17 protein-coding genes and 2 riboswitches are annotated in these 23,283 nt (G+C 42.7%); of the genes, 2 read left to right on the top strand and 15 right to left on the bottom strand.

The window, feature by feature from the left end; genetic code table 11:
• The 10 genes from VN447_RS05775 to VN447_RS05820 form a co-directional block, all read right to left on the bottom strand.
• Entirely contained in the window at positions 1-378 is a 378-nt protein-coding gene (locus VN447_RS05775; RefSeq protein WP_325523744.1) for a response regulator, read from the bottom strand.
• Positions 378-1,238, bottom strand: a complete 861-nt coding sequence (locus VN447_RS05780; RefSeq protein ID WP_325523778.1) for a protein-glutamate O-methyltransferase CheR — start codon at positions 1,236-1,238, stop codon at positions 378-380. The genes VN447_RS05775 and VN447_RS05780 overlap by 1 nt, the downstream gene beginning before the upstream one ends.
• Positions 1,229-2,356 carry a chemotaxis-specific protein-glutamate methyltransferase CheB gene (cheB, locus tag VN447_RS05785; RefSeq protein WP_325523746.1) on the bottom strand — a complete coding sequence of 376 codons (1,128 nt, stop codon included), beginning with the start codon at positions 2,354-2,356 and terminating at the stop codon, positions 1,229-1,231. The genes VN447_RS05780 and cheB overlap by 10 nt, the downstream gene beginning before the upstream one ends.
• Positions 2,357-2,404: 48 nt before the next feature.
• Positions 2,405-4,411 carry a methyl-accepting chemotaxis protein gene (locus VN447_RS05790; protein WP_325523748.1) on the bottom strand — a complete coding sequence of 669 codons (2,007 nt, stop codon included), beginning with the start codon at positions 4,409-4,411 and terminating at the stop codon, positions 2,405-2,407.
• A gap of 63 nt (positions 4,412-4,474) precedes the next feature.
• Complete coding sequence (locus VN447_RS05795) at positions 4,475-4,903, bottom strand: chemotaxis protein CheW (RefSeq protein ID WP_325523750.1); 429 nt, start codon at positions 4,901-4,903, stop codon at positions 4,475-4,477.
• On the bottom strand, positions 4,900-7,809 hold the full coding sequence (locus VN447_RS05800; protein ID WP_325523752.1) for a hybrid sensor histidine kinase/response regulator: 2,910 nt from the start codon (positions 7,807-7,809) through the stop codon (positions 4,900-4,902). The genes VN447_RS05795 and VN447_RS05800 overlap by 4 nt, the downstream gene beginning before the upstream one ends.
• Positions 7,796-8,812, bottom strand: coding sequence for a GGDEF domain-containing response regulator (locus tag VN447_RS05805; protein WP_325523754.1), 1,017 nt, complete (start codon positions 8,810-8,812; stop codon positions 7,796-7,798). Before VN447_RS05805 ends, VN447_RS05800 begins: the two co-directional genes overlap by 14 nt.
• Positions 8,813-9,131: 319 nt before the next feature.
• Positions 9,132-10,913, bottom strand: coding sequence for a PocR ligand-binding domain-containing protein (locus VN447_RS05810; protein ID WP_325523756.1), 1,782 nt, complete (start codon positions 10,911-10,913; stop codon positions 9,132-9,134).
• 465 nt (positions 10,914-11,378) lie between these two features.
• Positions 11,379-12,071, bottom strand: a complete 693-nt coding sequence (locus VN447_RS05815; RefSeq protein WP_325523758.1) for an LrgB family protein — start codon at positions 12,069-12,071, stop codon at positions 11,379-11,381.
• Between the two features lie 2 nt (positions 12,072-12,073).
• A complete protein-coding gene (locus VN447_RS05820) occupies positions 12,074-12,433 on the bottom strand; it encodes a CidA/LrgA family protein (RefSeq protein ID WP_325523760.1) in 360 nt (119 codons plus the stop codon).
• Positions 12,434-12,571: 138 nt separating this feature from the next.
• Between VN447_RS05820 and VN447_RS05825 the strand changes: the two genes are divergently transcribed.
• Complete coding sequence (locus VN447_RS05825; protein ID WP_325523762.1) at positions 12,572-13,456, top strand: LysR family transcriptional regulator; 885 nt, start codon at positions 12,572-12,574, stop codon at positions 13,454-13,456.
• A 29-nt stretch (positions 13,457-13,485) separates the two neighbouring features.
• Here the strand turns inward: VN447_RS05825 and VN447_RS05830 are convergent, their stop codons facing one another.
• The 5 genes from VN447_RS05830 to VN447_RS05850 all read right to left on the bottom strand — a co-directional run bounded on the left by VN447_RS05830 (position 13,486) and on the right by VN447_RS05850 (position 21,310).
• Positions 13,486-14,841, bottom strand: coding sequence for an SGNH/GDSL hydrolase family protein (locus tag VN447_RS05830; RefSeq protein ID WP_325523764.1), 1,356 nt, complete (start codon positions 14,839-14,841; stop codon positions 13,486-13,488).
• A gap of 196 nt (positions 14,842-15,037) precedes the next feature.
• Positions 15,038-16,726, bottom strand: coding sequence for a methyl-accepting chemotaxis protein (locus VN447_RS05835; RefSeq protein ID WP_325523766.1), 1,689 nt, complete (start codon positions 16,724-16,726; stop codon positions 15,038-15,040).
• Positions 16,727-16,864: 138 nt separating this feature from the next.
• A riboswitch (cyclic di-GMP riboswitch) is annotated at positions 16,865-16,945 on the bottom strand.
• A 122-nt stretch (positions 16,946-17,067) separates the two neighbouring features.
• Positions 17,068-17,155: riboswitch (cyclic di-GMP riboswitch) on the bottom strand.
• 33 nt (positions 17,156-17,188) lie between these two features.
• Positions 17,189-18,244 (bottom strand): HD-GYP domain-containing protein, encoded by a 1,056-nt coding sequence (locus tag VN447_RS05840; RefSeq protein WP_325523768.1) that lies wholly within the window; start codon positions 18,242-18,244, stop codon positions 17,189-17,191.
• A 257-nt stretch (positions 18,245-18,501) separates the two neighbouring features.
• Positions 18,502-20,172 carry a PAS domain-containing protein gene (locus tag VN447_RS05845; protein WP_325523771.1) on the bottom strand — a complete coding sequence of 557 codons (1,671 nt, stop codon included), beginning with the start codon at positions 20,170-20,172 and terminating at the stop codon, positions 18,502-18,504.
• Between the two features lie 199 nt (positions 20,173-20,371).
• Positions 20,372-21,310 (bottom strand): D-cysteine desulfhydrase family protein, encoded by a 939-nt coding sequence (locus VN447_RS05850; RefSeq protein ID WP_325523773.1) that lies wholly within the window; start codon positions 21,308-21,310, stop codon positions 20,372-20,374.
• Between the two features lie 278 nt (positions 21,311-21,588).
• On the opposite strand from VN447_RS05850, the gene hcp reads away from it, so the two are divergent.
• Positions 21,589-22,956, top strand: coding sequence for a hydroxylamine reductase (gene hcp / locus VN447_RS05855; RefSeq protein WP_325523774.1), 1,368 nt, complete (start codon positions 21,589-21,591; stop codon positions 22,954-22,956).
• The last annotated feature ends 327 nt before the right edge of the window (positions 22,957-23,283 follow it).

Consider the following 23,283-nt stretch of genomic DNA (forward strand, 5'->3'; position numbering starts at 1 on the left):
CTATATCCCTTCCCCGGTACATTCTAGTATTTTTTTCATCAATTCCTCGATGGAAAATGGTTTAACCAGGTAATTTATGGCACCTGCCTGTATCGCCTGGATGATACAGGCCTTCTCACTTTCGGTTGTAACCATCATAACAGGAATATGTCTTAATGAAGCATCACTTTTTATTTTTTGTAAAAATTCGAAACCATCCATACCCGGCATGTTCCAGTCCAGAAGGATTAAGCCGATATCAGTTGCATTTTCCTTTGCCAGTAAATTAAGCGCCTCCAGACCATCCTCGGCTTCTATAAATCCGTAATCCAGAAGCTCTACGCCACTACAGATAATCTTCCTGATGATTGCCGAATCATCGACCGATAAAATTTTCATTAAGAGTCACCCCTCACCCTAAAAAAGGCACCGTTTTTGTACTGCGTCATTTCGTAGTTTTCTTTATAGTCAAAAAATATCTCTGAATTCCCAATGAAGAGTACTCCTTGTTCTGTTAGAGCGTTGGCAATTTTTGAGAAAACCACTTTTTTAAACTGCTCGGAAAAATAAATTGTAACATACCGGCAAAATACAGTGTCAAAATTCCCTAAGCCAATGAAGCTATTTTGAAGATTAAACTGGCGAAATACCACTGCGTCTTTAATAGTGTCTGCAAGCTTCCAAATCCTACCCTCTTGCCGGAAGTAGGTATCCCGGTATTCGCTTTCCAGTCCTCTCGCCATCGAGATTGAGTCATATTTCCCCATTCGGGCAAGTTTTAGGACAGTTGTCGAAATATCAGTGGCTAGTATTTCAAACTGGGATAAGGTAACATCCTGCACCCGAAAACGCTTAAGATAGCTATCAATACACATGGCTATAGAATATGGTTCCTGTCCTGTGGAGCACGCCGCGCTCCATATTCTTACCTTGGAACGTTGACCTTTCCTAATCTCATCGATGTAGGCAGGCAATAGTACTTCTTCTAAAATCATCCACGGCGTTTTGTCCCTGAACCAAAGTGTTTCATTCGTAGTTATAGCATCAATTATTTCCTCAGCCAGACCTACGTCTTTTTGCTTATTAAGCATCCGATATAGCTCTTCAAAGTTGGTTAATCCAAACTTAATTAAAAATTTGGAAAGCCGGCTTTCGATTAAGTAGGATTTTTCTTCATTGAAATCGATACCGCACTGTTCCTTTATATACTCCTGGAATAAAGCGAATTCCGCTGGAGACAGATTAGAATTTATAGTAATCCCCCTCCGTCTAAAACAATCTGCATAATACGGTCGGAAATGTGAATGAGATCAACCGTTTCATCAGCTAAGCCCGCCTCGGCGACACAATGAGGCATTCCATACACCACACAAGTGCGCTCACTTTGAACAATACAATAACACTTGCATTCTTCTTTCATAACCCGAACGCCCTCCCGTCCGTCACAGCCCATGCCTGTTAGTATTATGGCGAGCACACTGACCGTTTTGCAGGCTTGGGCAACCGACTTAAACAGCACATCTGCAGCAGGGCGAACGCCATGAACAGGTGGCGTTTTATCTAGTTTAATCTGAACTCTCCTATCAGAGCCGACCTGTAGCGACATGTTTACTCCCCCTGGGGCAATAAAAACTCCCCCACTTGCCAGGGACTGGCCGTCCGCCGCCTCAACTACAGGCAATAGGCATTTTTTATTCAGTGTTTGCGCCATAATCTGTGTAAACCCTCGCGGCATATGCTGAACAACCAATACCGGTATTTGCAAAGACGCGGGGAGACCGCTCAACACTTGTTCAAGGGCTGCAGGCCCGCCTGTAGAAGCAGCAATAACAATTAATTCCACAGGGCCTTTAAAGGAATTTAACGGCTTAATCTCCCGCAGTCTTCGTTGGACAATTGTTGATTGTAACTGCTTAGATTTAGCTTCAGCTGCCCGCTCTTGCGAACCGGGAGCCTTACGCTTGCTGAGGCAGTTTAGTTTGCACTCCATAAAAAGAGTATGTACGCGCTTTTGTAAAACATCAATGTTGTCCGGGGTAACTGTATCAGGTTTAACTACAAAGTCCAATGCGCCTAGTTGTAACGCTTTCAGCGTAATAGCGGCACCTTCGTCGCCCCCACCGCTGACCATGATAACATTGATCTCCGGATATCGATGTCTGATCTCAGCTAACGTTTCTAAGCCTTGCAGCCCTGGCATGAGTACATCCAGAAGAATAATATCAAAGCTATTCTGCTTAAGACGCTCTAACGCTATTTCCCCATTTGATGCGGTTTCCCTCGTAACCGCCAAACCGGTACTATCTACCGCTTCAGACAGTATCTTACGATAAACAGCGCGATCATTAACTACCAACACACTTAATTTTTGTTCCATATGGTTACCACCAATCAAAGGCTGCAATTGCGTACATTAATGAAAGAACTATATTTTAAACTGTTTTGACAAACCTTCCAGCTTTGCAGCCACTTCCACAAGATCATCCGCCGACTGGCTTGCCACCGTTCCTTTTGCGGCCGTGTCATTGGACGCTTTGCTGATTTCGCTGATACTATTTGAGATCTCCTCTACTTTTTCGGCAACAGCCTGAGAAGTCTTCGCAACTTCACCCATTCGCCCAGATGCTCTGTCGGTGTTCTTGGCCACCTCACCGGCAGTTAAGGCAAGTTCATGCACTGACCGCGCAATAGTACAAACACCCTCATATGTTTCCGTAGTACTGCTGGCTATAGACTGGGATTTATCTGCAATATCCTCTATTTCACCGGTTATTAAGTTTACCTTCTCTGAAGCCTTAATGACAGCTGTGGAGATTTCCCCCACTACTGCAGACTGTTCCGTTACTGCCGCCGCTATATTACCGCTCTTCTGGTTAATTTCGCTGATTACCTGAGTTATCCGCTCCATAGCCTGAACACCGTTAGCCATTTCTGTCTGCATTGTTTCAATTTGCATGGAGATGTCGTCTGTCGCGCCTGCGGTCTTTCTAGCTAACTCTTTCACCTCATTAGCGACAACAGCAAACCCCCTGCCTGCTTCTCCCGCGCCTGCCGCTTCAATTGCTGCATTCAGGGCCAGCATATTCGTCTGGTCGGCAATGTCATTAATAAGATTGACAATCTTGCCGATTTGTTTGGATAATCCGTTCAGATTGGTGATAATCACAGTAGTCTCTCTAGCCCTGACCTGCGCATCCTCAGCCACATGAATCGAACTTTCGCAGTTTCTGCTGATTTCATTAAGGGAAATGTTGATCTCCTTGATAGCTGCTGCCACGTCAGATACTGAACCGGACACATCTTTAGCCGAATGCGATACGACCTGAATACTGCCAGAGACTTGTTCCATTAGACCATTCACCTGCGAGAGACCCACTGAGGCTTGCTCCGAAGCAGACGCTAAGCTCTGTATAGTCGTTGATATTTCTTCTGTTGCGGCAGAAATAGTATAGATATTGCTGCTGGTTTCCCCAATGGCCTCTGCAGTGTTCCTAACGCCTGCAGCAACATCCCCTACGGCCCAACTAGCTGCCGAGGTAATAGCACTCGTCTCTTCACTATTAGTCGCAACAACTTCTGAGATTGCAAGCAAGCTGGCTGAAGAGTTATTTAAAACTATCGTTGTATCTTGTATCTCTATGTTAATAGTACGAATGGTCCCAATCAATTGATTAAATGAGTTTACAAGCTGGCCGATCTCATCTTTGGAACAGACCTGCCCTTGAACAGTCAGGTCCCCTTTCTCTACTTCTGCCATTAGCGTTCTAAGACGGTGGACCGGTTGCGTAATTTGACGCGTAATAAACCAGGCCAAAGCTGTAGCAATCAATATGCTCACCAACAACAAAACAAGCATTTCTCTTACGGCGTCTTTCGCCAGCTCGACGTTAGTATCTGCTTTCCGTTTGGCATCTACCGTTATAAGCTCTGTCAATTTGTCGATTCGTCCGTTGATCTCCAATGAAGAAGCATTACCGGCTCCCACATGTAGAGCCTTAGCTTTCTCACCCTCTCCTGATAAAACCAGTCGCACAAGCTCCTCACGCTCAACATCCCATTTCGCCTTAATTGCTTTCAACTGGTAGAATTCGCGGCGAATCTCTTCAGAACGAATAGTCTTTCCGAATTGGTCCAGGTCCTGTTCCAACTCTACATTTAAATCCACCACGATTTTTGCATATTGCTGCCGCTGTTCTTTACTCTCAGCTAGAATAAGCTGACCAAGGTTTACTCTTATACGTTGAAAATCCACCCCGGCCGCACCGATATCACCGAGAGAAACTGTATTATTCTCATAGAGTTCCGCATCCAGCTTTTCCATTTGCTGTATCTGTCTGACCCCAACAACGCCTGTTATGCCGGTAATTAGCACTAGTACAAAAAAAGCAATCGTGAGCTTAACGCCGATTTTACAATTACGAAACCATTTCACGGATACTCGCTCCTTTCAATAATGGGAAAATATTTTTGCTGGGCATACAATACTGCCACTTGTTCATGTCCCAAAGATTTTGTCAAGATCGAGTACTAATAAAATATTGTCTTCGAGCTTGACCACCTCGCGTATGAGACGTCTTTCGATATTTCCCAAATTAGCCGGAAGCGCTTCGCACATATCTGCGGTCACTTCAATTACATCACCCGTCTTGTCGATAAAAAAGCCGGCTTGGTCAGAATCATGAGGCCTGGCTTTCAGGATGATGCAATTCATCTCCCGGCGCTTGTCCATCCGCGAAAAACCCAGTATTGTGGTAATATCAAATAGGGTAATGATTTGACCTCTCAAATTCATTAGTCCCGCGATTTCGTTCGAGGCCCCCGGAACTGGCGTATACTCAACATTTCGATTCATCTCTTTAGCACGGATGACGTCAATACCGCATAAGATCCCACACAGATAAAAAGTCAACACTTTGCCGTTCATGCCAGCCTCCCTTCCCGTTCACTAAGAGCTAAAGCGACTTTCTTTAGCAAGTTGGTTTTGTCAAGCTTAAGTTCATAGTCATTAAAACCAGCTTCCAGGCCTTCCCGTTCCAGCCTTTCATTGGCAAGGGAAGTGAGCGCAATCACAGGCAGTGAAATTGTATTTTTACTGCCGCGAATTGCCTTCACCAGTTCCACTCCATCCATTACCGGCATATTTATATCGCTAACCACAACATCTACAGCATGCTGACCAATCAAATTAAGTGCCTCTTCGCCGTTACCTGCCAGTAATACATGGTAACCTGACCCTTCAAGGTATTGGCGCACTACACTGGCAAAAAATGCAGTATCTTCGACGAGAAGTACTGTATGCCGTCTGCTAAGTTGACTTGTATCCTGCTCTGCGGAGTAACGCTCAGGATCAGCCAGTTCCATCAGTCCGTAAAGATTTACAATCAATACGATTTTATCATTGATTACGGCTGATCCCCATAAGCCCTTGGCCTTGATATCTTCTTCATTAACATCTATCGCTATCTGAACGGTATCCTGGATTTTCTCAACAACAATTCCTATTGGGTACTTAACTAGTTTGGGTATTATTAGGCATAGCTTGCTGCGCCTCGATGTCAGCTTTTTGACCGGAAGGTAATCTTCGGGCCTTATAATTCTTAAAATTGTTCCCTCATAATTGACATATTCCTTGTCACCGATTAATTGGACTTGGCCTGGTTCAATCTCATCCACCCTTGCTACCAAGGGGAGATTAATGCCAAAGTTCTCAGGCCCGGAACATTTAAATAACAGGAATTCCTGTTGCTCAGCCATAGTAGTGCTACTATTTTTTCCACTGTACGTTGATTTTTCATTTTGCCGCTCTGCAACCATTGAAACAGGTGCTGGGGCAAGGCTATCCGGGTCTAATACCATAGCGACTTTGCCGTCACCTAAGATGGTCACACCTGAATAAACCTTGCATTCCTTTATATACCTTGGCACAGGTTTTACCAGTACATCTTCCCGGTCATAAATCCTGTCAACTGTCAACCCAAATACCTTATCCTCACTTCTCACAATTAAAACCCTGGTTATATTGCACTCTACAATATTGCACGTAGTTCTTCCAAGACTTTCAGCCAAATTGACGATAGGCAGTAACTCCCCCCTCAGGTTTAAAACACGGTAGCCGTTGATATATTCGATTTTTTGTATTTTATCACCAGGTATTATGCGCACAATCTCCCGTAGATTGACTTGGGGTAAAACAAATTGCTGATTTGCTGCCTCGACAATGAGTGAAGGCACTACCACCAAGGTGAGAGGCAGTCTTAGGCGGAACGTAGTTCCCTTACCCCAAACGCTGCCGACCTCAATATTTCCCCCTAGTTTTTCAATATTGGATTTTGCAATATCTAAGCCCACACCGCGTCCGGAAATATCTGTAATCTGTTTAGATGTTGAAAATCCAGGATGAAACAGTAGGTTAAGCCGCTCCTGCTCTCCCATGAGTGCCAATTGCCCCTGAGTTAAAATGTTTTGCTGAAGAGCTTTCTTTGCCACTCTTTCCAGATTGACCCCGGCTCCGTCGTCTGAGACAGAGATAACAGCACGCCCACCTTCCCGGTGAGCCTTAACACTAATGAGCGCGGTCAGTGATTTCCCGGTATTTTTCCGTTCCTCCAATGGCTCAACCCCATGATCCACTGCATTACGAATTAGGTGAACCAGGGGGTCTGCCAGTGCCTCTATGATGGACTTATCCAGTTCGATGTCTTTACCTTCCATAAGTAGCTGAACATTTTTGCCTGTACTTTTTCCTAAATCCCTTACGAGACGCGGCAGCTTATCAAAAACGTTAGCCACCGGCTGCATCCTAGTGCGCATTATCTTCTCTTGCAGTTCGGTTGTTAAACGGTCAATATGCTGCAGCGAAGCGGTTAACCCGGGTATTGTAGCAGCATATTTTTCCAGACGCCGAAAAAGCTGATTTCTTCCCAATACAATCTCGCTGCCCAGGTTAACTAGGCTGTCAAGCAGCGCTACATCTACACGAATCCGCTCATCTTCTTTTTTGTCAGTTCCCACAGAAGTGAGTATAACACCGTTTTCGACATTCGCTGGCTGAGGTGTTGCTTCCAGGGAGCATCGGCTTACTGATGGATTCGTAAAAATATCGAATGCCTCAGTTTGCTGGGCGGCATCGCTGATTTGCTGAATATCGGCTTCACACACATCAAGAGCTAAATCCACAAGGTCAGGTTCCAGTACAGTTGTGAACAAACAAGCTACTTCATTGCGGTCTTCGTCACAACATATAACATTGCCTATAGACCTAATCTTGCTGATGAGATCTGGTCGCGCATTATTTTCTTCTGAACAATCCTGAAGGTTAATTACCAATCGATATACTTTCTGTCCCCGTTTTTTCGCATCGCGTATCGTTTCTTTGTAAGTATCAGGTATTTCGCTAAGAACACACTTTTCGCATCCGGCGAGTTTGCTCCCTGAAGGCAAAACCGGGCGTTGTTCGTTACGTAAAGAGTCTGTTAGCTGAGCGACATGTGCATCTATGTCAGCACTCTCACTATCCTTAACATTCTCAAGCATTTCTTTCAATTTATCTGTTGCAGAAAGCAGTGCATCAATCATCACAGTATCCATGCTTTTCCTAGTATTACGAATAGTTGCCAGCAATGCTTCCATGGCATGTGATAATTCCACCATCTTTTGCAGTCCAAAAAAACCGGCGGTACCTTTGATGCTATGAGCTGATCGAAATATAGCGTTAATTTGCTCCGTGTCCTGGAGACCTCTTTCTGCATCTAGCAGGCCTTTTTCTATTTTTTGAACATGGGCCATGCCTTCATTAACAAATTCTCCTAAAAGAGCCTCATAATCCAGCACACATGACACCTCTCCCTGCATATCCACTAATATAAACCCAGCGGTTTCGCCCTTCATTTTTCGCCTGATAAAGTGCTTTATCCGCAGAGTCAAGCAGTTTTCCGTATATATCTCCTGGCTGAGGAATCATAGTAGAAACCCCCAAACTGACTGTAACGTGCTTAGCAACAGGTGAGGCTGAGTGGGCAATTTCAAGACTCTCTACTGCAATTCGAATTTTTTCGGCAAACATCTTGGCCTCAGCTACATCTGTGTTTCTTAACACTACAGCAAATTCTTCCCCGCCATATCGCGCCGCTAAATCTCCGCTTGGTTTTATATATTCGGCAAGAACACCGGCTACCTTTTGCAGGCATAGATCACCCATCTGGTGTCCGTATGTGTCATTATAAAACTTGAAAAAGTCAACGTCCAACATCATGATCGTAAGCGAGATTTGCTCCCGCATTGCAAACCGCCATTCTTTATCAATGAATTCTTCCAAGCTTCGACGGTTGGCGATGCCAGTAAGTCCATCAATCAGTGTGAGTGCACGCAGCTTCTCGTTGGCCTCTTTCAGCTCCCACATAATGTTTTCCATAACATGCTTCGTAGCCTGTAGTTCCGCGTTCCGTTGCATTAGCGTATGCTGATACTTTAGAACCCGGCTGCCTACGGACAGGCGGCTTCCCAGCTCCCTCACATCTACCGGCTTACTCAAAAAATCGTCTGCTCCGGCTGCAAAGCCAGCCACCATATCTTCTATGTCATTTTTAGCAGTCAGCATAATGACATAGGTATCCCCTTCGTTTTTGGCCTGCTTTATCTTTTTACACAGTTCAATGCCATCTATATCAGGCATAATCCAATCCATAAGGACAATTACCGGCTCATCAGCAGCAAACAGGGTATTCCATGCCTCTGAGGCATCTGCCGCCAGCATTACTTCATAGCCCCAATCCTGGACCATGGAAGAGAGTATCATCCGAATAATTTTATCGTCATCAACTATTAATAACTTCATAGGAAATTACCTGCCTATCGCATCATGATTTACGCATGAGGGCTCGTAGCAACTCCTCAATTAATGATTTATGATCCAAAACAATACAGTTTCGCTTATAAGTCTGAAACTCCTTCAACGCCAATCGCCTTCGAATACTATTTTTAGGGACACTGCCACCTCCACAGGTTCGAAGCTGACTTACTCTATGAGGGTAATCTTTCTTATCTTTTCGACTATTTTATACTTGTTTATCTCCTAATAAAGTAAACGCGGTAAACTAACGTGTCTTGTTAGTTCACCGCGTATCAGTATTTTCCATCTTCCAAAAATATATAATTTATACACATTCATGCACAAAGCAGACCCGATTCCGCCCTTTTCTTTTTGAATGATACATTGCAATGTCCGCAGTTCTAATAAGCTCTGAAATATCCATTCCGTCATAAGGGAATATACTTACTCCTATACTTGCTGAAACAAATACTTCATTTCTTCTTATAATAAACGGTTTTCTGCAAGCCTCCAACAATCGTACAGCAAGCTGTTCAGCTTCCGCCTTTGCTTTTATTTTGGGGAGAATGAGAACAAACTCGTCCCCGCCGACACGTGAAACTGTATCACCTTCTCGCACACTGCTCATAATTCGGTTCGCTAGCTGCTGTAACAGTTCATCCCCCGCATCATGTCCGTAAGTGTCGTTAACAGGCTTAAAATTATCCAAATCTAAAAATATCACCGCGATAAGCTCATTTTCTCTTTTCGCTTGTGCAAGAGCAACAGATAGTCTATCGTCTAGTAGTCGTCGATTGGGCAACCCTGTTAGGTGATCGTGGTAAGCATATTGTTGTATCTGCTCTTCGCTCCGCTTTTCCCGGGTTATATCAGATACCACGATTGCTAAGTATCCCTTTTTCGGGCTATAAATCGAAAGGCGCAGCCACTTTGAAAAATGTTTCGAATAATACTCTAGTAAAGTAGCCTCTCCTGTGTTAAGAACCTTGTTTAAAACAAAAAGCCACTCCGGATTCTCATGTTTCGTGAATGGTATAATCTCAGTTATCTTTTTATTTATTACTTCTTCTTTCGTTTGTCCAATAATACCTTCATATCCTTCGTTAACATCAAGAATAATGAAGTCCTGCATGATTCCGTCTTCCATAGGGACTGCCTGGAGGAACATAAATCCGTTGATCATATGGTTAAATAATAAATGGTAGTTTTCTTCGCTTTCTTTAAGCTTGGCCTCTATTTGCTTACGGGCTGTGATGTCAAGAATGATCCCTACCAAACCTATCGAACCGTCTACATTAGTAAACAAGGCTTTATTAAAAATAACACTTCGTTCCGCTCCTGCCGCATCTATCACCTTGTATTCGTATGATTGAATTTTTGAATTATCAAATACGCGCGCATCCATTTCATTATATTTGTCTGCAAAATGAGAAGGTGAAATTTCGCTTACAGATTTGCCAATGATCTCTTCTTTAGAGAAACCAAGTAGTTCAGCAAAGGCTTTATTACAGCCAAGGTATATTCCATTTCGATCTTTATAAAAAACCGGATTGGGGATAGCCTCAAGTAGAGTGTCTTTAAAGTTCATTGCTACCTTAGACTGCAGGACTTGATAACCAAGGTGTGCAATCGTAGAAGCAAGTTGCGAAAAAAACTCTACTATATTAGATACCCTCTCTTCAGGGATTACCGGAACCTTTCGCAAGGCGGCCAAATATTCATCCTCGTTAAAACCAAATCTCTGTGCCTGGTTTCGAAAAAAATCTTCGTCTGGTTCTTCTGTAAAGAACTGCCCTACAAATAGAGAAGCTAAATGCTTGCCCTCTATAATAATGGGACAAGCATAATCATTGAGACCGTTTTCACATCGATACCCCACAAACTTGCCATCAAATAGTTGCCGGGATATTCGCTGATCGCTATCTCGGCACCTTGCCTCAGTTTCGGGAAAAACACGATGAAACTTTTGACATATATCTTGCCAACCACTAGCGGTTAAGATAGCAGCATCAGAATCCAGGAGAGCAGAAGGTATTCCTGTTGCAGCATGCATAGCATCAAGCAGTCTTTGTAACTCAGATATATTCACTAAATCTAAAAATTTCATACAGATATCTCTCTCCTGCACGGCTAAAAATTCTGAATCTTAAAGATAGATACAATATACGACAAGCTTGACATTTTCTCTTTAACAGTATTATAAATTAAGCAATCCTGATCATGCAAATGAAATCCGCCAAAAGCGAAGGGTTTTCATAACTTTGGGACAAGCCATTCCTCGCTTAGTTACTCAAAACGATTGCCGTCACATGTACTCAAAATTCATGTAAACAAAAATCCGTTCCAATTTGCGTTAATGTGTTGCATATTAACGCAAAGGAACGGATTTTATATGTTAATTATCCTCGGTTGCCTTCATAATCGCAATTAGATTGACAACATAAATAATTACGAACAAATTAAGTAAAAATAGAATCCACATCATGCATCATCACTCCGCTGCTTCTTAATTATCCTTCACTTACTATTAATATAATACATCTCCATTGTGAAGATTTAATGAAGATGTATTTCAGCTATGCAACAAGACAGAAACCAGTATCGGAAACAGGGTTGAAGTGATCACAGCCGACAACGTCATCCCAATTCCGGCCATCAGTCCCTGCTGTTCGCCTTCCATCAAGGCGGTTGCAGTTCCTTGCCCGTGTGAAGTAGTCCCCATTGCCAGTCCCCGAATTACTGGATTAGTAATTTTCAGAAGTGTCAATAGTGTTGGTCCGGCAATCGCCCCTAACGCTCCTGTCACGACCACAAAGGCAATCGCCAAGTCAGGATCTCCGCCATTTACTTCTGCGACCTGTGCCGCTATCGGTGCTGTAACTGATTTGGGTCCGATAGAGACGACTATATCCCTTGGCATGCCAAGCATCTGGGTAATACTCATTGCGGTAATTGAGGTCAATGAGGAAGCTATACATACCCCAAAAACCACTGGTACCAGATTTTTTCTCAATATCGCCCGGTTGTTGTATAAAGGAACTGCCAACGCCACGGTGGTAGGACCGAGTAAAATTGTCATAATTTCTTTTCCCGGCCGATATACCGCATACGGCAAGTGAAGTATGAAAAGAGCTGCCACTATTATCGCGGAACTTATAATAACTACATTCAATAACGGGTTATTATAACGCATAAACAGAAAACGACTAAACACGTATGCCGCAAAGGTCAGCATGATCATAGATAAGGTAGTTATATATTCCATTCTCATTCTCCCCTTTTCTCTTTCGGAGCAGTCACCCTAAAAACCAGGAATGCTATCAACAAACTAACTGCCATTGAACCCAACAGTCCTATTCCATTCGAATAAAAGAAATCCCAGTAATTCATCAGGCCCACAGTGATTGGGACAAAAAAGAACGCCATGTGCTTGAGTAAAAAACCGGTAACCACTTGAAGCTGCGATACTTTGACTATACCAGAGCTTAATAAGGCGAATAAAATGGCCATCCCCACGACACTGCCAGGCAGCGGCAGGTGGAACATCTGAACTATTCTATCCCCCGTAAATGAAATGAGAGAAAGCACAAGCAATTGCCAAGTAATCGCCTTCAGTTTCATCGCCATCTTATTCCCACCTTTCTTTATTAAATAAATTGTTGTTAACTATCATTTTACATACAGACAAACTATAAGTAAAATATATAGATTAGATATTCATTATAACTAAATTAGATAGTATACTAATAGCAAGGAGGTGTCACAGTGGATATCCATCATCTTAAGTACTTTATGGAGGTTGCGCGTCAGAAAAATTTTAGCAAAGCAGCCAATATAAACCATATATCGCAATCGGCGATTAGTAAGATGGTTAAAGACTTGGAAGTTGAGTTAGGGGTTGCCCTGTTTAACCGAAACTCCAAATCAGTTCAATTAACAGATGCCGGTATCATCTTTCTTGAAAAAGCTCAGCAAGTAGTCTTCTTGTTTGATAACCTAACCAGTGAGTTTGAAAGTGAATTTAAATTAGAAAAGGGAAAAATAGTGATAGGCTTGCCACCCATCACCGAAGCGACCCTCTTTGCCCAGTTACTTGGTGAGTTTAGAAATAAGTATCCACAGATTGATATTGAGCTATATGAATATGGGTCCAAAAAAATTGAACTGGCAATTCAAGAAGGTACTCTGGACTTTGGCATCATTTGCAGCGTCCCGGACGTCACAGTCCACGAGTTTTTTTCACTCACCAATGATCCACTCAACGTCATCATTAATGTACATCATCCACTAAGCACCAATAATGAACTTGATTTACTCGCTCTCGCCAATGAATCATTTGTCATTTATCGTGATGACTTCAGCCTGCATGACGAAATCATCAGTCACTGCAAAATAGCTGGGTTTCAGCCACGGATTATATTCGAAACCTCGCAGCGGGACCTTATGGTCCAAACCGTAGTTGCCAATCTAGGTATCGCTTTTCTATCCAGCAAGTTGTGCTTGGAACTTGATTCTAAGGCTATTACCGCGATTCCGCTGGTACGTCCTCAGATACGGCATAGGTTATCTGTCATTTGGAAAAAAGGGCGTCATTTATCTCACGCCGCCCAATTATGGCTTAGCTTTGCCAGAGAGCATCTCCTTCAGTAACCAACTAGCAAAAAGCAAGCAGTCCTCCATTAGCTAGAGGGCTGCTTGCTTTTTTTAATATCATCGCCAAAAGTTTGTCTAAGAAAATCGCCAACTGCCTTTCCGATCAAGGCCTTTCCTTTGCTATCCGGATGCAATCCATCGGTTGCATATTTGGCAGGCATAACACCCTCACTACTCATAAATATTGGCGCAATATCTACATAGTAGGTTTGGTCCTTTATCCATTCGTTTACTTTATGCCACTCCCCCTGCCACTCCGGGCTTGTATCCTCGTTAAAAGCACGTTTTATAAGTGCAGGGTTTACCGGGGTAAGTGTCAGAAAGACAGGGATTATCTTATTTTCCTGGCACTTTTCCCTAATTTGGCTTAAGTGATTAATTACTTCTGACGCCGGAGTTCCACCGCGAATATCGTTAATCCCACCCATAATTACAAGTATTTTGGGATGAAAAGGCAGTACATCCTGATCAAACCGTGCATAGATAGCATCGGTTGTATCACCACTTCGGCCTAAGTTTTTTACCGGAAAACCCGCATAACTTGTCCAGTCATAAACTGGATCACTCGGGGGATTAGAGATCGCACCACCACCATGTGTAACGCTGTCACCTAACGCAGCCACAATATTTCCTTCTCGCTGAACTGTAAACAGTTGAGCCTCTGACCATTCTCCTATTTGCCGCCCTTTGGCATCAAGAGCAGCGACCCGCCACCAATATATGCCCTCATCTGTGAAAGCGTCTGTGTCATAGCAGTCAAATGACGATGACCCCTTAATTACATAACTCTTTTTAAGGTTGCCAGGCTGAACTTCTCCAGAAAAAATTTGAACCTCATAAGAATCGGCATTCAAAACTGGAATCCAAGCATATGTAGGATATAAAGGAAGCCTAGCCAGAGTATCTAAATGAGAGGTAATAAATGGTGATACTGGGTCAACTTCACCTTCTGTCAACTTCTTAGGATCAGTAAACCGGGAAATAGGCTCCCGGTCCAAATTTAACGCCCTTACTTGCCACCAAACTGACTCTCCCTTAGGAAGAAGCGATGTGTCTAATTCAACTCCGGGAGTATATATTTCCTTGTAAAGAGTCCTATTTTCGAGATTTCCCTCGTCATTTATACCCTCACGCTTATTGCTGAACACAAGTTGATAGGCTACTGCATCCGGGATAGCTTCCCACACTAAACGAACTTTCTTGCCATTAAACTCTCCAGAATGTGCTTGAGAAGTACTCGGTACGGAAATGGCTGATTGAATAAATGGGGACAACAGAACCAAACAAATCACGATACCCAAGGTTTTGAATATAAAAATAGCCCCACGCTTTCTTCGGGTATTCTGCTGGCGTGACAGTCGATTACGATCTAAACGTGTCATTTTGGTACCTACCTTGAATTGTATTTCAGTATGGTATGTATTACACTCCATACCATCATTTACGCTAAACAAAGTCATTTGATAATCATTATCATGATTATAGTTAATTTTAACAGACTGATTAAACTATGTCAAATTTAGAGCCACACTGCGGAAGAGAATACGAGCAAGGTAGGGTATCGTGGATTCATGCCTATTACACTTGAAATTGACCAACAGCCTGCCGCAATTCCTCAGCCATACTGGCCAGGGCTTGACTGGAGGCCGCAATTTCTTGCACCGAGGCTGACTGTTCCTCCGTAGCCGCCGATACGGTCTGCGTTCTTTCTACGTTTTTGCGGCTAGAGGCATCAATTTCATTTACTGACGATACAATATGCTGACTGCCGCTTGCCATTTGCTGAATAGCAGCGGAAATGTGTTTCATTTGTTCGGAAACTTCGGTAATTAGACTGGTAATCTGCTTAAATGCGAGACCTGCTGTATTTACTTTTTCTGATCCGCTTTTTACTAAGCGTGGTCCCTCATCCATGATATTTACCGCTTTGTCAGTATCAATCTGAATCTTACCAATCAAATCGGCGATTTGTTTAGCAGCTTCCTGAGACTGCTCAGCTAATTTGCGTACTTCTTCAGCGACCACGGCAAAGCCTTTGCCTTGTTCACCAGCCCGGGCGGCTTCAATAGCGGCATTCAAGGCGAGAAGGTTTGTCTGGCCTGCGATGCCGGAAATAGTACCGATAATCTGTCCAATTTCCTTGGAACGCTCCCCAAGCATACTGACGACTTCAGCGGATACAGTAACATTTTGTTCAATCTGCATCATTTGATTGATAGCATTGTCCACTGCCATATTGCCTTCATTTGCTTCAATTGTGGCTCGTACTGATTTCTCACTGATTTCGTTGGTATTGGCAGCTATCTGCTGAACGCTGGCTGATAGTGCTTGTATTACTGTTGATGTTTCGTTTAAAGCGCTCATCTGTTGCTCTGAACTGAGTGTAACTTCGCTAATGGAGGTCGCGATCTGATTACCCGCCTCGGCAGACTGATTAGCACTTGCCGTTAATTGCTGCGAGGAGGCGGCAACCTGTTCAGCCGATCTTGAGACATCTTGAATCAATGCACGCATATTTTGTTTCATTTTATTGAAGGCGGCTGCCAATTGTCCCATTTCGTCCGATGACTTGATGTCGATATTTTCTGCTGTGATTCTGCCATCGGCAATGCTGGCGGCTTCAATTACAAGCTCTTGGGCAATACCGGAAATACTGCCACTGATCTTGATACTAATCACAATGGAAAGAAGAACAATGACGATATTAATGATCAGCAACACGATCTGGTTGTGTTCGGCATGCGCACTGATTTTGTCTTGTTCGTTCTTGACAAATACCTTGATCATGGACACCAGCTCTTCAGTGCTGCGCTGGGTGTTCTCATAAGGTTTTACCCCTTGCTGTAGTAAAAGCTGATATTTTTCCTGATCATTAGCATCTTTGGCCTGCATTGCTTTTTGAGCAAAATCCTCGTATTGAGTTTTTTCCTGCATAATCACCTTTATCAAAATTCTTGCTTTTTCCGTAACAAATATTTCTTCCATTCTCTCGATTTTATTGGTAGATTCCTTTTCTATCTGCCGGAACCTTTCCTTAGCAGCAGGGTCACCGGAAATATTGTATTTTCTTACAGTAGCCGCTTCATCTATAATATCTTGAGCCAATTCTTCTACCAGAATGATTTTCTCCATATTGAGGGTATTCGCAGTTTGATAATCTACATTTAGCTGTCCGAGCTTGTAGTATGTGTACGCGCTCATGAGTAAGCTAACGATAATGATAAGCAAAAAACCGCCCATAATTTTTTTCCCGATTGTTATTTTCATTGTTAGTGTGACCCCTTTATCATATAGTTTTTCATCTTTTGCTAGAATGTGTGGTGCGTGACTTCATCAAACACAACCCAAGTAAAAAAAAAGAGACAGGTATGGCCTGCCCTTAGGAAAACAATTAGCATCCTGCTATTTGGCGGCGTGGCGAGACAACGCTGTCCGTAGACCATAGCTTTGTGTCCCTAACTTTCGCTATGGTTACCCAGTAAATATTCTATATCAATTCAAAATTATCGAGTTAAACTGCAGATACTCATAATAAACAAAAAGTGCCTACAAATAAAAAAATCATCAGCTGCCTATTGCCAATGCTGACGAAATATTTCCGTTAGTTTAATAGCAACCTGGCAATCATAGAATAATTCATCCTTTAGATCCACGGCTTTGCGTCCTTACCTTTCGGTAAGTTTGCCAATATTTTTTTTGTGTTAAGCGATTATCACTTTTTCCGAGGCATTATGCAGTATTTACTTCGTCCAGTACCTCGACAACCTCAAGTTTTCTGTTTCCCTCAAGATCAATTAAATCGCCACTTTCCAACTGTACCACTGGTCTTACCCTTAACAGCTCATTCAGCAACACTACTTTTGCCTTACTTCCGTCATTTAGCAACACTGAGCTCCCGAGTAGGAATCTACGAATGTGTGCCAGAAATGTTAGACAGATTTGTGGATTAAGCTTATCATACATTTGCTCAAGAATAATCTCGACAACGGTAAAGGGTAGTAGTTTCCGCCGGTACACCCGCTCTGTGCTCATTGCATCATAAATATCGGCAATAGCCACAATTTTAGCGTAAATATGTATATCCCCACGAGATGAGCCCAGTGGGTAACCGCTGCCGTCTTCCCGTTCATGATGCTGCAATATTCCTAATTTGACTTCTTCCGATATTTCAAAACAGTCGGCTAATAGATGATAGCCATGCGCAGGATGCGTTCTAATGATTGCCATCTCTTCATCTGTAAGCTTTCCCGGCTTATCAAGTATGTTTTCAGGAATCAAGGCTTTACCAATATCGTGCAACAGCCCTGCTAATATAATGTCTTTCAACTTTTGTCCTTTAAAGCCCAGCCATTTGCCAAGAACTCCGGAAATTATTGCAACATTGAGAGAGTGTTTAAATGTGTACTCATTGTGGGACTTAACATTATATAAATCATCTATAACACCTACGATATTGACGATAAGCTCAATGTAGTTTTCAACTAATTCCTTGCACTCTGCAATCGGCACTTCCTTGAATGCCCTGACTTTTTTAAAAGTTTCCGCTACTGAATCGAGGGTGTCTTTATACATACTAAAAAATCGCCACTCTGAGGAGCGGCCTTTGTAGGGTAGTACTATGCTCACATTTATTATTTGCCAGTTGCTAAGATTCTCTATATACTCTTCTGTTAGAAATACACCCTGTTCCAGTAGAACTTGACCCGTATCAGAAACAACCGCTTGCGCAACTACCATGCCTGGCTTAAGTTCTTCTACCCTTAATAAGTATTGGTTCAGAAACATCTAATCCTCCGTTCAAATAGAATAGTACCTAACTTACGCAAAGCTAGGTACTTTAATTCTTCCGAGTGAGTTACAACCCGCCTATTTAGATTTTCTCCTGTTTCCGTCCACATTAATGGTAAGGTCGCTTTACAATTGACGGGAAAAAATCTAGCGTCTATTTGAAATTCATAATAATTTTACAATATTTTCTTACCTAACGCTATTGGTGCAAAGTACAAAAAAAATAGGTGACTATTGTTGCCATACAACAATAATCACCTATTTTCGCCAGTTTCCGCTTTTTGTAACTTCCAAATTTTTAAGTACAATATAAGCAAAACCTTTGTTTCCATTTTATCCAATGACATTCCCAGAAATGACTCGATCCGCCGTTTACGCCAAATGGCGGTATTATGGTGTATAAAAAGCTTTTGCGACACCACCTTCAAGCTCATATTTTCAAGTATCAACTCCAAAGTGAATAGTAAGTTGCTCCCGCGAGTCTGGTCATATTCAGCAAGGCGGCCGATAGTATTTTGAACTAACCCACAGGTATTTTTATCATGCAGTAATTGAAAAGCCACTTCATAAATTCCGATATCATCACAGTGAACTGCCGGTGAGCAATCAATAGAAGCAGCAACAACAGCCGCCCGGTTCGCCTTTTCATAGATATCCCGAAAATCGATAGGAATACTAGAGGTACCGGAAATACCAATTTTTACGCAAATATGGGGAAATATCGTCGCTATTTCACCAATCAGTCGATTGGCGAATTCAATTTGACTTTGTTTACTGTCAATATTGGAGTCCGTAAGAGTAATCAGCAGAACAATATCCTCATTAAACTTCCATATCCAACCCAATTCTTTTTCTGCAAGCCAAACTAATACTGCTTGTTTTCCCGTTATTCTAGCACTTACAGTATAGTCAGGTGTCTCAGCGGTAGATATCGACTTATCTGTCAATTGAACCACAAAACAACAATGCGCCGCTTTGGTTTCAATACCAAATTCATTAAGCGCCTTAGTTATATACTCTGCTGAATATGAATTGACTAATAATTTATTTAGATAAGCACTACGGCTGTATAGTTGATTAGTAAAAATCAAATCTTTTTCCACTCTGTGTATACGGTCTTCAGTCTGCCTTTGTTCGGTGATGTCCTGGGTAATTCCACATATTTTCACGAGACAACCTCGTTCGTCCATAACTGACTTGCTTCGTGCACATAACCAGCCGACAGACCCATCTGGCCTGATGATTCTAAATTGTGATTCGACGTGCCTCTTCCTCGAAACTTTATCAGTCGTATATACTCTTTCCCGATCGTCCGGGTGGATCCGGCTTCGAATAAACGCTCTCGTCGGTATAAATTCCTGCGGGCTATAACCAAAATTTCGATACTGCTCATCTGACCAGTATATCTCACCATTAGCAATATCCCATTCGAAATACCCCAGTTTGGCAATTTGCGCAGCCATCTTAACCTTGGTATAACCGGCAGTAAGCAAATCGTTGACCTTCTCCAACTGCTCTGTCCGTTCTTTTAACTCGATCTCTAGTGATTTCCGGTTAGTAATGTCCAGTTCACCTTTTGCTTTTTGTTCTCCTGTCATATCCCGTACTATTCCGAGTACTGTTTCCATTTCACCATCACTGTTACATTCCGGCAGAAATGAAACCTGATAATCCCTCATTCTGCTATGAAGTTGAAAAGCCGTTTTCTGCGTGGTTACTAAGACCCTATTGAAATAATGTTGACATTTTTCATAGATTTGCTGCTCTAACCCCAATTCTCGGAAATTCTTTCCGAGGAATTCATTTGGTAACATGCCTAGATTCAAGTCGTTATATAGGATATTCACGGCATGGCCTGTACAATCCCATCGTGTCACTAAAATAGGCATGTTGTCCCCATTGTATGCTGTACGGTTATCTGACATCCTATTGTTCTCCCAGAAGCGGATTTTTGACAATGTCGAAATGTTTATAACCAAGTGATACAGACAAGAAGCTATTTCTTGCTTATACAGTCGACTAAATTAGACAAAAACGAAGTAGTACATTACATTAAATACCATTTTCACTAATTAGTCAACACAGAAAACGTCGGCTAGCTAAAATACCGGTGCTCCATTCCGACTATTCTATGCCACGAGTAAAAATACTAGGTGCTCCACCTGTATGCCAAAAGAGTATTTTTTCTGATGGCTTAATAATTCCTTGGTTGATGTACTGAAGGCAACCGGCCATTGTCTTAGATGTATACGAATAATCAAGAAGAATTGCCTCTGTTTGTGCTAGAAGTTGTAAGGCAGCAACTCCTTCTTTAGTGGGAATGCCATAACCATCACCAATATAAGCGTCAGAGATTTGAATATCCTCTCTACTGACCTTTACGCGTGTATCTGAGATAGCCAGCGTTTCCTCAATACATTTTTCTACCTTATCTCTAATCTGCGCCTCTGGTAGCCACGGGGAAATACCTACTATCCGGGTTGCATCTTTAAACATATGTTTACCTATAAGCAGTCCGCTCATGGTCCCCCCTGAACCAGCCGCAACAAACAGCCAGTCAAATATGATTTCCTTGGTTTGCCTTTTGAGTTCCTTATAAGCTTCAACATAGGCAGAAGATCCGATACCGTTTGAGCCACCTACTGGGATGCAGTAAGGTGTATGCCCTTCACTTTTGAGCTTCTCAGCTTGTTGGTGTAAGGCATTATTCATTTCCTCTTGCGTTTTTGCGCCGGTGAAGATCATTTTTACATTCATAAGTCTATTCAACAAGTAATTGCCGGTGGGTATCGCAGGTTCTTCCCCACCCAAAATAAGAACAGGCTTCAGCCCATATTTGATGGCTAGTGCTGCCGTTGCTCTAGCATGGTTTGACTGAGGGCCACCAGATGTTAGAACTACGTTTGCACCATGATGCTGAGCATCTTTTAAGAGATTTAAAAGCTTTCTTTGCTTATTCCCAGAGGTTAGAATATCTCCGTTACAATCGTCCCGCTTAATCCAGATCTCCCGGCCAATTACTTGGCTAAATCTAGCCAGATATTCCAAAGGCGTTTCAAACATTTATTTTCCTCCTCACATAGTCAGTTTAGTATCTTTTTCCTTAAAAGATGAGAATATTGATTTATTCTGTAAAATAGTAAGAAGCCCTGCAAAATCAAACCTCATTCTGCAGAGCTTTTACACGTTTCACTGCCATGGGTATTAAAATGGCTCTTATTCAATAAAAAATTGATTTTTTCCACAAGGTTCATCGTTTGGTATGATTTATATCACATTCATCTAAGCCTCTTTTCTTTATACTGAACATATCAGAATAATAGATATGGAGGCTTAACGATATGAGTATGTTTTGTCATCAATGTGAGCAAACCGCCAACGGAACCGGTTGTACCAAAGTAGGTGTGTGCGGTAAGAATGAAGATCTGCAAAGCTTGCAGGATATCCTGACCTTTGGCCTTAAAGGCATTGCTGCCTATGCCTACCACGCCCGCGAGCTTGGCGCCCGTGATGAAGAAGTTGACGCATTTGTCCATGATGCAATGTTCTTTACTCTAACAAATGTTGACTTTAACTTAGAACGCCACATCGATATGGTAATGAAATGCGGTCAAATGAATTACCGCGTTATGGAGCTTCTGGATAAAGCTCATACAGATCGTTTCGGCAATCCGGTTCCTACCAAAGTATCGACAGGTACCAAGGCCGGCCCCGGTATATTAATTACCGGCCATGATATCCTTGACCTCTATGAACTACTTAAACAAACTGAAGGCACTGGTATTAATGTCTACACCCATAGCGAGATGCTGCCAAGCCATGCCTACCCAGAATTAAAAAAATTCCCCCATCTGGTGGCTAACTATGGTACCGCCTGGCAAAACCAGCAAACAGAGTTTACTGAGTTTCCTGGCGCTATTTTGGTCACTACCAACTGCATCATGCCAGTCAAAGATGCTTACCGCGACCGTCTATTTACCAGCGGCGTAGTTGGTATGGAGGGATGTGCCCATATTACCAACCGGGATTTCAGCGCCCTGATTGCCAAAGCCAAGTCCCTGCCTGCACTGCAGGAAAAAACAGGCGGCAGTCTCATGACCGGCTTCCACCACACTGCTGTTTTAGGCTTGGCTGACAAAATCGTTGCCGCAGTAAAAAGTGGCAAGATAAAACGCTTCTTCCTGGTTGGCGGCTGCGATGGTGCCAAGGCTGGCCGTAATTACTACACCGAACTTGTGGAGCAAATCCCTAAGGACTGTGTAGTGTTAACCGTAGCCTGCGGCAAATACCGCTTTAATCATCTTGATCTTGGTGACATTGACGGTATCCCACGGTTACTCGACCTCGGACAATGCAACAACTCCTACTCAGGCATCCAGATTGCCCTGGCCTTGTCCAAAGCCTTTAACTGTGGCGTAAATGATCTACCGCTTACCCTCATCCTGTCCTGGTATGAGCAAAAAGCCGTGGCAATCCTGCTGACACTCCTTAGCCTCGGTATCAAGAATATCCGGATTGGCCCTACTCCTCCGGCTTTTATGTCTTCCAACGTACTGAAAGTACTGCAGGATAACTTTAATTTACAGCTTATCACAACTCCTGAGGACGACCTGCAAGCCATCCTGGGCTCTGCACCGACCGCCGGTCAGGAGCCAGTGAAATCCCCTTCCCTCTGGTCCCGCCTTGCCTCCTTACTCGGGTTAAATTAAAATTCAAGGGGGTGTCTCAAAATAGGTTATTTTAACCTATGAGAGGCAGCCCCTTCTTGTTTTCGTGAGTAAAAAATAAGATCTTTATGGGATTAAGACTGAATAAAAAGAAATGGTATGAAAAAAGGGCATAACAAAGCTAAGAGATAGTTTCCCTAGCAATTTGTTGTGCCTTTTTTGGTGCTAAGCTATCTCTTTTTCATGCAGCATATGACCGCATCTTTTGTGTTGTATCTTGCTATGCAGTTTATTGACGTTGTATCCCATCGCCAAAAATAAAAATTCGACTCGGACGTTTTGCTTACCGCGTAATAAGAAACGTCTGAA

It is taken from the genome of Sporomusa sp., from assembly GCF_035561155.1.
GTDB lineage: Bacteria > Bacillota > Negativicutes > Sporomusales > Sporomusaceae > Sporomusa.

Excerpts from the sequence above, each read along its gene's own strand:
- VN447_RS05820 (WP_325523760.1), bottom strand. The coding sequence starts at position 12,433 with ATGGCGATGAAACTGAAGGCGATTACTTGGCAATTGCTTGTGCTTTCT.
- VN447_RS05815 (WP_325523758.1), bottom strand. The coding sequence starts at position 12,071 with ATGGAATATATAACTACCTTATCTATGATCATGCTGACCTTTGCGGCA.
- VN447_RS05795 (WP_325523750.1), bottom strand. The coding sequence starts at position 4,903 with ATGAACGGCAAAGTGTTGACTTTTTATCTGTGTGGGATCTTATGCGGT.
- VN447_RS05810 (WP_325523756.1), bottom strand. The coding sequence starts at position 10,913 with ATGAAATTTTTAGATTTAGTGAATATATCTGAGTTACAAAGACTGCTT.
- VN447_RS05850 (WP_325523773.1), bottom strand. The coding sequence starts at position 21,310 with ATGTTTGAAACGCCTTTGGAATATCTGGCTAGATTTAGCCAAGTAATT.
- cheB (WP_325523746.1), bottom strand. The coding sequence starts at position 2,356 with ATGGAACAAAAATTAAGTGTGTTGGTAGTTAATGATCGCGCTGTTTAT.
- VN447_RS05840 (WP_325523768.1), bottom strand. The coding sequence starts at position 18,244 with ATGTTTCTGAACCAATACTTATTAAGGGTAGAAGAACTTAAGCCAGGC.
- hcp (WP_325523774.1), top strand. The coding sequence starts at position 21,589 with ATGAGTATGTTTTGTCATCAATGTGAGCAAACCGCCAACGGAACCGGT.
- VN447_RS05830 (WP_325523764.1), bottom strand. The coding sequence starts at position 14,841 with ATGACACGTTTAGATCGTAATCGACTGTCACGCCAGCAGAATACCCGA.
- VN447_RS05835 (WP_325523766.1), bottom strand. The coding sequence starts at position 16,726 with ATGAAAATAACAATCGGGAAAAAAATTATGGGCGGTTTTTTGCTTATC.
- VN447_RS05845 (WP_325523771.1), bottom strand. The coding sequence starts at position 20,172 with ATGTCAGATAACCGTACAGCATACAATGGGGACAACATGCCTATTTTA.
- VN447_RS05775 (WP_325523744.1), bottom strand. The coding sequence starts at position 378 with ATGAAAATTTTATCGGTCGATGATTCGGCAATCATCAGGAAGATTATC.
- VN447_RS05805 (WP_325523754.1), bottom strand. The coding sequence starts at position 8,812 with ATGAAGTTATTAATAGTTGATGACGATAAAATTATTCGGATGATACTC.